The following is a 12,598-nucleotide window of genomic DNA, read 5'->3' as shown; positions in this document are numbered from 1 at the left end:
CGGAGGGGGGCGCCGCGCCGGCCGCCGTCGTCAGCTGGTGAAGAACTCCGTGATCCGGTGCGCCGTCTGCTCCGGGTCCGCCTCGTGCGGGCGGTGGCCGCCGCCCAGGGTGACCAGGTGGCAGTCCGGGATCAGCGCCGCCATGTCCTGGAGCCGGCCCTGCGGCATCTCGCTGCCGGGCCCGCCGGCCAGCAGCAGCGTGGGCGCGACGATCTCGCCGAGGCCCCGCGCCCACTCGGGGTCGGGGTCCGCCAGTTCGGCCCCGACCGACGCGAGGACCGCCTCGTCGTAGTCGGCGGGCCCGTCCGGGGACGCCGCCGGGTACGCCGTGCCGGGGAACGGCGGCGGGGTCTCCACCAGCACCAGGCGCTCCACCCGGTCCGGGTGCTCCTGCGCGAGGAGGTGGGCGACGACCCCGCCCATGCCGTGTCCGACGACGCCCACCCGGTCCAGCTCGCACTCGTCCAGGAACCCGAGCACGTCGTCGCGCATCAGCTCCAGGTCGTACGCGTCGGGCCAGTCGCTCTCGCCGTGGCCGCGCAGGTCGATCGCGTACACCCGCCACTCCTCGCCCAGCAGGCTCCCGGCCGCCTCCCAGCTCGCCGCGCTCGCGCCGACATCGTGCAGCAGTACGACGGGTGACCCGAAGGGGGCACCCCAGCTCCGGTACGCCAGCCGCACGTCGCCGACATCCACCACAGACCGTTCATCCATGCCCCCGACGCTACCGCCGAATGCGCGGGCTCCACGCCGCCGGGCCTGGCAGGCTGGAGCGGTGAAGCCCACCGCGCGTTCCCTGGTCACCCCGCTCGCCGCCCTCCTGCTGTCCGCCGTCGCGCTCGCCGGCTGTGCCCCGGCCGGGGAGGCGTGGGGCAAGGGAAGGGGAGCGGGGCTCGCCGATCCGGTGAAGAAGGACATCGCGATGCAGCTGGTGGCCAGCGCGGAGAACTCGACGCTGGACTGGAAGGCCCAGTACAAGTACATCGAGGACATCGGGGACGGGCGCGGCTACACGGGCGGCATCATCGGCTTCTGCTCCGGGACCGGCGACATGCTCCGGGTCGTCGAGCGGTACGCCGCGGCCCGGCCCGGCAACGCGCTGGAGCGGTTCCTGCCCGCGCTGCGGAAGGTGAAGGGGAGCGACGCGCACACGGGGCTCGGCGGCCCGTTCACCCGCGCCTGGGCGGCGGCGGCCGGTGACGCGCGGTTCCGGGCGGCGCAGGACGCCGAGCGGGACGCCTCGTACTTCGACCCGGCGGTGCGCCGGGCGCGGCAGGACGGCCTGGGCACGCTGGGCCAGTTCGTCTACTACGACGCGTACGTGATGCACGGGGAGGCCGACGCGGACGGCACCACCGGTTTCCGGACGATCCGCGACCGGGCGCTCGCCGAGGCCCGGACCCCCGCCGGGGGCGGGGACGAGACCGCGTACCTCGGCGCGTTCCTGGACTCCCGGGTCGCCGCGATCCGCGAGGAGCCCGCGCACAGCGACACCAGCCGGGTGGAGACCGCGCAGCGGGTGTTCCTGGAGCGGGGCAACCTGGATCTGGACCCGCCGCTGGACTGGAAGGTGTACGGCGACCGCTACCACATCGGCTGAACGCGCCCGTGGCGCGTACGGCCAACCCCCGTACGCGCCACGAACCTCCGACGATACGTCAGTGGGCGGCGGCCTCCATCGCCTTCGCCGGGTCGTGCCCGCCGGGCGCGGTCGCGGTCTCGGCGTCCGGGGTGCGGCCGAGGTGGTTGAAGGCCAGGTTCAGGACGATCGCCACCACGCAGCCGGTGGAGATGCCCGAGTCCAGCACGACGAGCAGGTCCTTGGGGAAGGCGTGGTAGAAGTCGGGCGCCGCTATCGGTATCAGTCCGACGCCGACCGCCGCGGCGACGATCAGCGCGTTCTCGCCCTTCTCCAGGGCGGCACCGGCCAGGGTCTGGACGCCGCTGGCGGCGACCGAGCCGAACAGGACGATGCCCGCGCCGCCGAGGACCGGCAGCGGCACCAGCGCGATGACGGACGCGGCCACCGGGACCAGGCCGAGCAGGATGAGGATGCCGCCGCCCGCGGCGACGACGAACCGGCTGCGCACCTTGGTCATCGCGACCAGCCCGATGTTCTGGGCGAAGGCACTGCACATGAAGCCGTTGAACAGGGGGCTGAGGGCGCTGCCCAGGGTGTCGGCGCGCAGCCCGCCCTCGATGGTCCGCTCGTCGGCCGGGCGGCCGACGATCTTGCCGAGGGCCAGCATGTCCGCCGTGGACTCGGTCATGCAGACCAGCATCACGATGCTCATGGAGACGATGGCGGCGATCTCGAACTGCGGGGCGCCGAAGTGGAACGGGGTGGGGAAGCCGATTGCGTCCGCGTCCCCGAGCGCGCCGAAGTCGGTGATGCCGGCGGGGATCGCGATGAGGGTGCCGGCGACGAGGCCGAGCAGGATGGCGATCTGCTGGAGGAAGCCGCGCAGGAGTTTGCGCAGCGCCAGCACGATGACGAGGGTGACCGCCGCCATGGTGATGTTGGTGGTGGAGCCGTAGTCGGCGGCGGTCGCGTTGCCGCCCTGGGACCAGTTGAAGGCGACCGGTAGCAGGGAGACGCCGATGAGGGTGATGACGGTGCCGGTGACCACGGGCGGGAAGAAGCGGACCAGTTTGCAGAAGTAGGGGGCGAGGACGAAGCCGAGGAGGCTCGCCACGATGATCGCGCCGAAGATGACGGCGATCCCGTCGTGTCCCCGGTCCTTGCCGATGGCCACCATCGGGGTCACTCCGGCGAACGAGACGCCGTTGACGAACGGCAGCCGGGCGCCTATGCGCCAGAAGCCGAGCGTCTGGAGCAGGGTGGCGATGCCCGCGGTGAACAGGCTCGCCCCCATCAGGAAGGCGGTCTCCTTCGCGCTGAGGCCGACGGCGGGCCCCACGATCATGGGCGGGGCCACCACGCCCGCGTACATCGCGGCCACGTGCTGGAGGCCGCTGGTGAACATCTTCAGCGGGGGGAGCGTCTCGTCGACCGGATGTTTGCGGTCGGACGGTGCCGTCGCCGGCTCTCCGTCGGGGGTGGGGGTCGCACTTGCGTCGTCGCGAAACCTGGGCGTAGCTGCCACGGCGGTTCCTCCGGTCGGGTACACGTCTGCGGTGACGTGGGTGTCAGGGAGGTGGATGCGGGGCCGGGTCCGCCGGACCGGGCCCCGTGTCATGCGGTGGTGCGGTGAGGCAGGTCGCAGCTGGTGCGGGCAGCTGGGAACGCCGGAGACGGGAGGCGCGTGCGCGGGTGCGGCGCGCCTCCCGTCCCGGGTGCCGCGGACCCCGCTCGGGTCCGCGGCGGCCGGGACGAGGGCCGTCCCCCTCGTCCGGCCTGTTTCGGGTCGCCGGTCGCGGGGCCGTCAGGCTCCGGCGGCGATCCGCGCGAGGCGGCGGGCCTCGTCGCGGGTGGCGCGGGCGATGGCGTCCTCGTCGCCGGTGACCAGGCGGCCGGACTCGACGACCGGCTTGCCGTCGACCAGGGACAGGGTGACCGGGGCGGCGGCGCCGAAGACGAGGGCGGTGACCGGGTCGGCGATGGAGGCGTGGGCGAGGGTGTCCAGCTTCCACAGGACCAGGTCGGCGAGCTTGCCTGGCTCCAGGGAGCCGGTCTGGGCGGCGCGGCCGAGGACCTGGGCGCCGCCGTGGGTGCCCAGGCGGAGGGCCTGGCGGGCGTTCAGGGCGCGTTCGCGGTGGGCGCCGAGGCGGTTGATGAGGAGGGCGTTGCGCAGTTCGGTGTGGAGTTCGCCGGACTCGTTGGAGGCGGTGCCGTCGACGCCGAGACCGACCGGGACGCCGGCGGCGAGCATGTCGGGGACGCGGGCGATGCCGGCGGCGAGGCGGGCGTTGGACGAGGGGCAGTGGGCGACGCCGGTGCCGGTGCGGGCGAACGCGGCGATGTCGGAGTCGTTCATGTGGACGCAGTGCGCCATCCACACGTCGTCGCCGAGCCAGCCGGTGGACTCGAAGTAGTCGGTCGGGCCCATGCCGAACAGCTCGTGGCAGAACTTCTCCTCCTCCACGGTCTCCGAGCCGTGCGTGTGCAGCCGTACGCCCTTGCGCCGGGCCAGTTCGGCGCCCTGGCGCATGAGGGCGGTGGAGACGGAGAAGGGCGAGCAGGGGGCGACGGCGATCTGGGTCATCGCGTCGAAGGAGGCGTCGTGGTGGGCGTCGACGGTGGCCTCGGTGGCGGCGAGCGCGTCGTCCAGGCTCTCCACCGCGAAGTCCGGCGGCAGCCCGCCGTCCTTCTCGCCGCGGTCCATCGAGCCCCGGGCGAGGGTGAAGCGTACGCCCAGGTCGCGGGCGGCGCCGATGACGGCGCCGGACAGGTCGCCGGAGCCCTGCGGGAAGACGTAGTGGTGGTCCATGGCGGTGGTGACGCCGCCGAGGGCCATCATGGCGAGCGAGCCCTGCGCGGCGGCGCGGACCATCGGTTCGTCGATGCGCGCCCAGGTCGGGTACAGCGCGACGAGCCAGTCGAACAGGTTGTGGTCGGTGGCCAGGCCGCGGGTGATCCACTGGTAGAAGTGGTGGTGCGTGTTGATCAGGCCGGGCGTGGCGAGGTGGCCGGTGCCGTCGATCCGGCGTACGACGTTCTCCAGTCCCTCGGGTGCCCGGCCGGCGCCGACGGACTCGATGCGGTTCCCGGCGACGACGACGTGTCCCGAGGCGTACTCGGTGTCGGCGGCGTCGACGGTCGCGATCGCGCAGTTCTCGATGACGATGCGTTCCACCCGGCCGGGTGCTGCCGGTGCTGCCATGGTGCTTCCTTCTCTCTTCCGGGATGTGGGCACGGCAGGACCCTGGGGAGATTTGAGTGCCACGGCGGTGCGGCCGTGGGTGCCGAGAGGGTGGCGGAACGCTCGGTGCGTCCCTGCGGCCCGGCCGGTGCCCGTCCGCGACGGTACGGGCGGGCGCCGGCGTGGTGCCGCGTCAGAGGTTGGTCAGGTCCACGGGGATCTGCGGCTCGACGCCGTCGCGCAGGACGGTGCCCTCGATGAGCCCGTACGGGCGGTCGGCCGCGAAGTACACCTCGTTGTCGTTCTTGAGGCCGAACGGCTCCAGGTCCACCAGGAAGTGGTGGTTGTTCGGGAGCGAGAAGCGGATCTCGTCGATCTCGCTGCGGTGCTCGATGATGCGCGACCCCATCTGGTACAGGGTCTGCTGGAGCGAGAGCGAGTACGTCTCGGCGAAGGCGTGCAGCATGTGCTTGCGCGCCTGCTGGTAGGACTTCTCCCAGTTCGGCATGCGCTGCTCGTCGCTGGTCCAGTTGTAGCGCCAGCGGGCGGAGACGTCGGTCGCGAGGATGCGGTCGTACGCCTCCTTGAGCGTCGTGTACTTGTCCTTGACGTAGCCCCAGAACTCGGAGTTGGTCGAGTTCAGCACGGTCAGGTCCTTGAGCCCGGAGATGACCTGCCAGCCCTCGCCGTCGAAGGTGACCTGGGTGGTGCGGATCTCCTGGTTCCGGCGGACGAACGAGTGCTTGACCTCGTCGGCGCCGATGAAGCGGGAGTTGGCGTCGGAGGTGGCGATCCGGTCCCAGGCGTACTCCTCGATGCGGATGCGCGCCCGCCGGATCGGCTCCTGCGAGGTCACGAAGTGCCGCGCGAGGTGGATGCCGAACTGCTCGGCGGAGTCGATGCCGTGTTCCTTGGCGAAGGCGAACACCGTGTTCTTGGTGGTGTCCGTGGGCAGGACGTGCGCGTTGGAGCCGGAGTAGTGGACGTCGTCCATGTCGCCGGAGAGGGCGACCGATACGTTCAGGTCCTTGAGGTGGTGGGTGTCGCCGTCCCGCACGACCCTGAGGACGCGGGTCTCTGCCTTGCCGTACTGGTTCTGGCCGAGCATCGTGGGCATGTGTCTGCTAGCTCCCTCGGTATACGGAGTAGCCGAACGGGTTGAGCAGCAGCGGTACGTGGTAGTGCTCGCCCGGAGTGACGGCGAAGGTGATCGCCACCTCCGGGAAGAACGCGCCGCTGTCCCTTACGCGGGGGGCGTCCTGCTGCGCCTCGGCTTGCTTCTTGGCGGTGAAGTAGGGCTCGGTCTCGAAGTCGAGCCGTACGTGGGTGGTGCCTTCCGGCAGGGCCGGCAGATCCTTGCAGCGCCCGTCCGCATCGGTCGCGGAGCCGCCGAGGGCCACCCAGTCCGCGTCGCGGCCCGAGCGGGCGGCGAGCGAGACGGGGACGTCCGCGGCGGGGCGGCCGATGCTGGTGTCCAGGATGTGGGTGGACACCGATGCGGTGGCGAAGGTGCTCAAGCCCTTCACTCTCCTTCTGTTACGCGTCTTCCGTGACGAGGCGGGTGAGGCGGATGCGGTTGATCCTGCCCAGTTCGGTGCGCACGATCCCCCGCTCCCGTTCGGGCGGGTTGCCGAGCCGCGCCTTGACCGCGTCGCGCATCTGCTCACCGGTGGCGCCGGTGGCGCAGATCAGGAAGACGTGTCCGAACCGCTCCTGGTAGGCCAGGTTGAGTTCGAGCATCTCGGCCTTGAGCTCCTCGGAGGCCCCGGCCATCCCCCGCTGCTCGCGGGAGGAGGTCGGGTCACCGGGCACGGGCCGGCCGATCGGGGGGTGACCGGCCATGGCCGCGGCCAGGTCGTCCGCGCCGAGTGCCGCCGTGGCGGTGTCGCTCGCGGAGAGCAGGGCTTCGGTGGTGGCGTACGGGCGGTGGGCGAGGATCGCTCGTGCCCAGGCCGCACTGGCGCACACCTCGTGCAGTGCGGCGGCCGCCTCGTTGTCCGCCAGGGTGTTGAACCGGGCGAGGCCCGGCGTGGAGCTCGAAGTCACGGGAGCCTCCGTGGCTGTTCCTCGCTGTGCGTTGGTCGGGCTGCGGATAGCTAACGCCCTCGGCAACACGACGTCAACAGTTTGTTGAAATTCCGTTCACGGAAAGGGCCGCCGCCCGGTCGTCCGGACGGCGGCCCTTCCGCTCACCTGTCGGCCACCCGCGCAGGAGCGGCCCAACTACCCGCTCTTGGCGGCGTTTTCCCTGTTCAGGTAGTTGTAGACGGTGAACCTGGAGACCCCCAGGGCGCCGGCCACGGTCTCGACGCCGTGCCGTACGGAGAAGGCACCGCGTGCCTCCAGCAGCCGGACGGCCTCCTGCTTGGCCTTGCGGTCCAGCTCGGCCAGCGGCATGCCGTGCCGGCGCTCCATCGCGGCCAGGATGTGGTCCAGCGACTCCGAGAGCTGCGGCAGCCGGACCGCCACCACGTCCCGGCCCTCCCAGGCCAGCACCACGTCGTCGGCGCGCGCCTCGTCCGGTCCGACCAGTTCGGCGCCCATCGCGTCGGCGAGCGGCTTCACGGCGGCGACGAGGGGGTGGTCCCCCGGTCCGGTCACTTCGGGTCCTCCCCGATGACGTTGACCTGGAGGGAGACCCGCGTGGCACCCGATGCCAGCGCCTGCCGCAGCAGGCTGTCCGCGGCGGTCAGCACCTGGTCGGCGCCGCCCTCGGCCGTGTTGCCGAACGGCCCGACGTCCACGGCGTCCAGCTCGGCCGACTGGATCACCTCGCGGGCGACGACCGCGTGCGCGGGCGCCTCGTCGAGATCGAAGGGCTCGGTGGTGAATTCCACCCTCAAGCGCATGGTGCCTCCCTGCTGCGTCCGCCGCGTCCGGGGCGGCCCCCCGCGGCTCGGGCTCGACCCTAGCGCCCGCGCGCCCGCGGCCTAAAGCGGTAGCACGCAGACCGCCGACGGCGCGGTGTACGGGGCGCCGGCCGGGGTCAGCGCGCCGGAGGCCGCGTCGACCCGGAGGACGGTGACGGTGCCGGAGCGCTGGTTGGCGGCGAACAGCAGGGTGCCGTCCGGCGAGAACGCGGTGTGCCGGGGGAAGTCGCCCCCGGCCGGCACGGTGTCGAGCAGGCGCAGCGCGGCCCCGCCGCCCTCGACGGCGTACCGGGCGATGCTGTTGTGGCCCCGGTTGGCGAGGTAGGCGAACCGGCCGTCGGCGGTGACCAGGAACTGGGCGGGGTAGCTGGTCGCGGCGCCGGTGCCGGTGGACTGCGGGGCGCCCGGCGTGAGCCGGCCGGTGGCGGGGTCGTAGCCGCAGACGACGGCCGTGTTGTCGACCTCGCAGGCCAGGTAGGCGTGGCGGCCGCCCGGGTGGAAGGCCAGATGGCGGGGTCCGGCGCCCGGCCGCAGTCGCGCGTACGAGAGCTGTCGCAGCGTGCCGCGCGCCTGGTCGAGCCGGTAGGTGTACACCGTGTCGTTGCCGAGGTCGGTGGCGAGGACGTGGTTGCCGTCGGGCGCGGTGACGATCTGGTGCGCGTGGGGGCCGGACTGGCCGGGCCCGGGGGCGGGCGAGGTGTGGGCGACGAGGTCGGTGCGTTCCCCGATGGAGCCGTCGGCGGCGAGCGGGTGCACGGCGACGCTGCCCGAGGTGTAGTGGGCGGTGAGCAGCCAGCGCCCGCTCGGGTGCACCGAGAGGTGACAGGGCCCGGAGCCGCCGGTGGAGCGGGTGCCGAGGACCCGGAAGGTGCCGTCACCGCCGAGGGCGACGGCGGTGACGCCGCCGCTCCACTGCTCGTTCACGGCGTACAGCGTGCCGCCGGTGGGGTGGAGGGCGAGGTACGAGGGGTTCTGCACGCCGGTGACGGGGGTGCGGGCGGTGATGCGCCCGGACGCGCTGTCGTACGCGGCCACCCCGATGCCGGGGCCGGCCGGGGTGTAGGTGCCGAGGAACAGGGTGCCGGTGCGGAGGGCCGCGGGCCGGGCGGGGCGTGGCGGGCGGGTGGTCGCGGGGTGGCCGGCGGAGCGCGCGATGCCGGGGGCGGCGGTGAGGGCGCCGCCCGCGAGAAGGGCGCCGAGCAGGGTGCGGCGGCTGGTGGGGGACGTCATGCGAAGCACCTCGTGGGGGGGTCGGTCGCGTCGATGTGTCAGCCACAGTGGCCGCCTCCGCATCCGCCCGCAAGACACGCACCGGCCATTGCGCAGGACGCAACAACAGGACCGATCTGTCGGCCCGAGTCGCGGACACCCCTTGACAGCCTCGCCACCCGCCGGGCAATCTTCCGTTAAGCAGAAACAAACTTCCGCAATACGGAAGGAGCGCCGAACCCCTCATGGGCTACCCGGACCAGCGCTTCGATGTGAACCTGTCGATCCTCTTCACGGAACTCCCGCTCCTGGAGCGTCCCGCGGCAGCCGCCGCGGCCGGCTTCACGGCGGTCGAGCTGTGGTGGCCCTGGATCGAGACCCCCACCCCCGAGCAGGCCGAACTCGACGCGCTCAGGAAGGCGCTCGACGAGGCCGGCACCCAGCTGGTGGGCCTGAACTTCTACGCCGGCCGGCTCCCCGGCCCGGACCGCGGCGCGCTGTCCGTGCCCGGCGAGGAGTCGGACCGCTTCCGCGCCAACATCGAGGTGGCGGCCGGCTTCGCCGCCTCGGTGGGCTGCCGGGCGCTCAACGCGCTCTACGGCAACCGCGTGGACGGCGTGGACCCGGCCGTCCAGGACGAACTCGCCCTGGAGAACCTGGTGCTGGCCGCCCGCGCCGCCGACCGGATCGGCGCGGTGCTGCTGATCGAGACCCTGAACGCGCCGGAGTCGCCGCACTATCCGCTGGTGAGCGCCCCGGCCGGGATCGAGGTCGTGGACCGGGTCAACGCCGCGACCGGCCTCGGCAACGCCAAGTTCCTGCTGGACCTGTACCACCTGTCGATGAACGGCGAGGACCTGAGCGAGGTCATCGCCGCGTACGCCGACCGGACGGGTCACGTCCAGATCGCCGACAACCCGGGCCGCGGCGCGCCCGGCACCGGCTCGCTCCCCCTGGAGCAGCTCCTCGACGAGCTGGCGAAGGCCGGTTACGAGGGGTGGGTCGGGCTGGAGTACAAGCCCGGCGACCGCCCCAGCGCCGAGTCCTTCGACTGGCTCCCGCCCGCCGCGCGCCCCGCCGCACGGGCCTGAGGAGCCCCCCGTACACACGCCGATCGGAAGGCACCCTCATGAGTGACAACCTCCCCAAGGTTGCGTGGATCGGACTCGGCATCATGGGCTCGCCCATGTCCGAGAACCTGATCAAGGCCGGTTACGACGTCACCGGCTACACCCTGGAGCAGGACAAGATCGACCGGCTGGCCGCGGCCGGCGGGACCGGCGCCTCCTCGATCGCCGAGGCGGTGCGCGACGCGGACGTGATCATCACGATGGTGCCGGCGTCCCCGCAGGTCGAGGCCATCGCGTACGGCCCCGACGGCATCCTGGCGCACGCGAGGCGCGGCGCCCTGCTGATCGACATGTCCTCGATCACCCCGCAGACCTCCGTGGACCTCGCGAAGAACGCCGCCGAGAAGGGCGTCCGGGTCCTCGACGCCCCGGTGTCCGGCGGCGAGGCCGGTGCGATCGAGGCCGTGCTGTCCATCATGGTGGGCGGCGAGCAGGCCGACTTCGACGCCGCGAAGCCGCTGCTCGAAGCGCTCGGCAAGACGATCGTGCTCTGCGGCCCGCACGGCTCCGGCCAGACGGTGAAGGCCGCCAACCAGCTGATCGTCGCGGTGAACATCCAGGCGTGCGCCGAGGCCGTGGTCTTCCTGGAGAAGTCCGGGGTGGACCTGTCGGCCGCGCTGGACGTCCTCAACGGCGGCCTGGCCGGCTCGACGGTCCTGACCCGCAAGAAGGACAACTTCCTGGGCCGCGACTTCGCACCGGGCTTCCGGATCGACCTGCACCACAAGGACATGGGCATCGTGACGGACGCCGCCCGCAACGTCGGCGCGGCGCTGCCGGTGGGCGGTGTGGTCGCCCAACTGGTCGCCTCGCTGCGCGCCCAGGGCGACGGCGGCCTGGACCACTCGGCGCTGCTGCGCGGGGTCGAGCGCCTCTCCGGCGTGCCCCTGAGGGACTGACCGCTCGCCCCTCTCCAGACTTCCGGGCGGTGCCGGCGCTGACACCTGTCCTGTCGCGCCCAGGCGCCGGCACCGTCCGGAACACCACTCCCCCAAGAATTTCAACAAACTGTTGACGTCGGGTTCGGGGCCTCCCTACGCTCCCGGACACACCCGCACTCCGGCCCACGGCCGTCGCAGTTCCAGCAGCTCCCGTACGGAAGGTCGCCCCGACACCATGACGCAGCGTGTGCTTACGACCGAGTCCGGCGCCCCGGTCGCCGACAACCAGAACTCCGCCACCGCGGGTGCCGGAGGCCCGATCCTCCTCCAGGACGGCCATCTCCTGGAGAAGCTCGCCCGCTTCAACCGGGAGCGCATCCCGGAGCGCGTGGTGCACGCCCGCGGCTCCGGCGCGTACGGCTACTTCGAGGTGACCGACGACGTCACCGCGTACACCCGCGCCGACTTCCTCTCCGAGGTGGGGCGCCGCACCGAGACGTTCCTGCGCTTCTCCACGGTCGCCGACTCGCTGGGCGGCGCGGACGCGGTGCGCGACCCGCGCGGTTTCGCCGTCAAGTTCTATACGAACGAGGGCAACTACGACCTCGTCGGGAACAACACCCCGGTCTTCTTCATCAAGGACCCGATCAAGTTCCCCGACTTCATCCACTCGCAGAAGCGCGACCCGTTCACGGGCCGCCAGGAGCCGGACAACGTCTGGGACTTCTGGGCCAACTCCCCCGAGGCCACGCACCAGGTGACCTGGCTGATGGGCGACCGGGGCATCCCCGCCTCCTACCGCCACATGAACGGCTTCGGCTCGCACACCTACCAGTGGACGAACGCGGCGGGCGAGGCCCACTTCGTGAAGTACCACTTCAAGACGAACCAGGGGGTGCGCTCGCTCTCCGCCGAGCAGGCCGCCGAACTCGTCGGCAAGGACGCCAACTCGCACCAGACGGACCTCCTCCAGTCCATCGAGCGCGGCATGAATCCGTCCTGGACGCTGTACGTGCAGCTGATGCCGGCCGCCGAGGCGGCGGACTACCGCTTCAACCCGTTCGACGTGACGAAGGTGTGGCCGCACGCGGACTACCCGCTCCAGCGGGTGGGCCGGCTGGTCCTGGACCGCAACCCGGACAACGTGTTCGCGGAGGTCGAGCAGGCCGCGTTCTCGCCGAACAACTTCGTGCCCGGCATCGGGCCGTCCCCGGACAAGATGCTCCAGGGCCGCCTGTTCGCCTACGCGGACGCCCAGCGCTACCGCCTGGGCATCAACCACACCCAGCTCCCGGTGAACGCGCCGCGCGCCGCCACCGCGGACAACTACGGCCGCGACGGCCTCCACGCCACGCGGTACGGCTCGCGCCACGACAAGAACTACGAGCCCAACTCGTACGCGGGCCCCGCCCAGACGGACGCCCCGCTCTCCGCCCCGCTCCCCGTGCAGGGCTGGACCGGCACCCACGAGGCGCCCGCCCACAGCAAGGACGACGACTTCTTCCAGGCGGGCGAGCTGTACCGGCTGATGTCGGCCGAGGAGAAGGACCGGCTCATCGCCAACATCGCGGGCGGCCTGTCCCAGGTCTCCCGGGACGACGTGATCGAGAAGAACATCGCGCACTTCCACGCCGCCGACCCCGAGTACGGCAAGCGCGTGGAGGAGGCGGTCCGCGCCCTCCGCGAGGACTGACCTCCCCCGGACCCTGCCCACGCCGACGCGTCCACCCGGATGAGGGGTAGTG

At 72.2% G+C, this 12,598-nt stretch carries 13 protein-coding genes; 4 read left to right on the top strand and 9 right to left on the bottom strand.

The genetic code is table 11. The features are described from left to right. Positions 1–30 precede the first annotated feature (30 nt). A complete protein-coding gene (locus MHW47_RS06490) occupies positions 31–714 on the bottom strand; it encodes an alpha/beta fold hydrolase (protein ID WP_239221670.1) in 684 nt (227 codons plus the stop codon). Between the two features lie 61 nt (positions 715–775). Here MHW47_RS06490 and MHW47_RS06485 point away from each other — a divergent pair, with 61 nt between their 5' ends. Beyond that, positions 776–1,600, top strand: coding sequence for a chitosanase (locus MHW47_RS06485; RefSeq protein ID WP_239221669.1), 825 nt, complete (start codon positions 776–778; stop codon positions 1,598–1,600). A gap of 58 nt (positions 1,601–1,658) precedes the next feature. On the opposite strand, the gene MHW47_RS06480 is transcribed toward MHW47_RS06485, so the two are convergent. The 8 genes from MHW47_RS06480 to MHW47_RS06445 form a co-directional block, all read right to left on the bottom strand. After that, on the bottom strand, positions 1,659–3,107 hold the full coding sequence (locus MHW47_RS06480) for a nucleobase:cation symporter-2 family protein (protein ID WP_239221668.1): 1,449 nt from the start codon (positions 3,105–3,107) through the stop codon (positions 1,659–1,661). Positions 3,108–3,386: 279 nt separating this feature from the next. Then, on the bottom strand, positions 3,387–4,784 hold the full coding sequence (locus MHW47_RS06475) for an 8-oxoguanine deaminase (protein ID WP_239221667.1): 1,398 nt from the start codon (positions 4,782–4,784) through the stop codon (positions 3,387–3,389). Positions 4,785–4,956: 172 nt separating this feature from the next. Beyond that, on the bottom strand, positions 4,957–5,880 hold the full coding sequence (gene pucL / locus MHW47_RS06470) for a factor-independent urate hydroxylase (protein WP_239221666.1): 924 nt from the start codon (positions 5,878–5,880) through the stop codon (positions 4,957–4,959). A 7-nt stretch (positions 5,881–5,887) separates the two neighbouring features. Further along, complete coding sequence (gene uraH / locus MHW47_RS06465) at positions 5,888–6,280, bottom strand: hydroxyisourate hydrolase (RefSeq protein ID WP_239221665.1); 393 nt, start codon at positions 6,278–6,280, stop codon at positions 5,888–5,890. A gap of 19 nt (positions 6,281–6,299) precedes the next feature. Continuing rightward, the gene (gene uraD / locus MHW47_RS06460; protein ID WP_239221664.1) at positions 6,300–6,809 is read right to left on the bottom strand and encodes a 2-oxo-4-hydroxy-4-carboxy-5-ureidoimidazoline decarboxylase; all 510 of its coding nucleotides are present in this window, start codon (positions 6,807–6,809) and stop codon (positions 6,300–6,302) included. Positions 6,810–6,986: 177 nt separating this feature from the next. Then, complete coding sequence (locus MHW47_RS06455) at positions 6,987–7,364, bottom strand: helix-turn-helix domain-containing protein (protein ID WP_239221663.1); 378 nt, start codon at positions 7,362–7,364, stop codon at positions 6,987–6,989. Then, positions 7,361–7,612: a thiamine-binding protein gene (locus MHW47_RS06450; protein ID WP_239221662.1), complete on the bottom strand. Its 252-nt coding sequence runs from the start codon at positions 7,610–7,612 to the stop codon at positions 7,361–7,363. Before MHW47_RS06450 ends, MHW47_RS06455 begins: the two co-directional genes overlap by 4 nt. Positions 7,613–7,693: 81 nt before the next feature. Continuing rightward, the gene (locus MHW47_RS06445) at positions 7,694–8,863 is read right to left on the bottom strand and encodes a lactonase family protein (RefSeq protein ID WP_239221661.1); all 1,170 of its coding nucleotides are present in this window, start codon (positions 8,861–8,863) and stop codon (positions 7,694–7,696) included. Positions 8,864–9,087: 224 nt separating this feature from the next. Between MHW47_RS06445 and MHW47_RS06440 the strand changes: the two genes are divergently transcribed. The 3 genes from MHW47_RS06440 (at position 9,088) to MHW47_RS06430 (ending at position 12,546) form a co-directional block, all read left to right on the top strand. Beyond that, positions 9,088–9,933: a TIM barrel protein gene (locus tag MHW47_RS06440; protein ID WP_239221660.1), complete on the top strand. Its 846-nt coding sequence runs from the start codon at positions 9,088–9,090 to the stop codon at positions 9,931–9,933. Positions 9,934–9,971: 38 nt separating this feature from the next. Beyond that, complete coding sequence (locus tag MHW47_RS06435; RefSeq protein WP_239221659.1) at positions 9,972–10,871, top strand: 2-hydroxy-3-oxopropionate reductase; 900 nt, start codon at positions 9,972–9,974, stop codon at positions 10,869–10,871. 217 nt (positions 10,872–11,088) lie between these two features. Beyond that, complete coding sequence (locus MHW47_RS06430; RefSeq protein WP_239221658.1) at positions 11,089–12,546, top strand: catalase; 1,458 nt, start codon at positions 11,089–11,091, stop codon at positions 12,544–12,546. Positions 12,547–12,598 lie beyond the last annotated feature (52 nt).

The sequence above is a fragment of the Streptomyces sp. OfavH-34-F genome, from assembly GCF_022347745.1.
Lineage (GTDB): Bacteria > Actinomycetota > Actinomycetes > Streptomycetales > Streptomycetaceae > Streptomyces.
The sequence above is the reverse complement of the archived record's forward strand: the minus strand, read 5'-3'. Positions and strand labels throughout refer to the sequence as shown.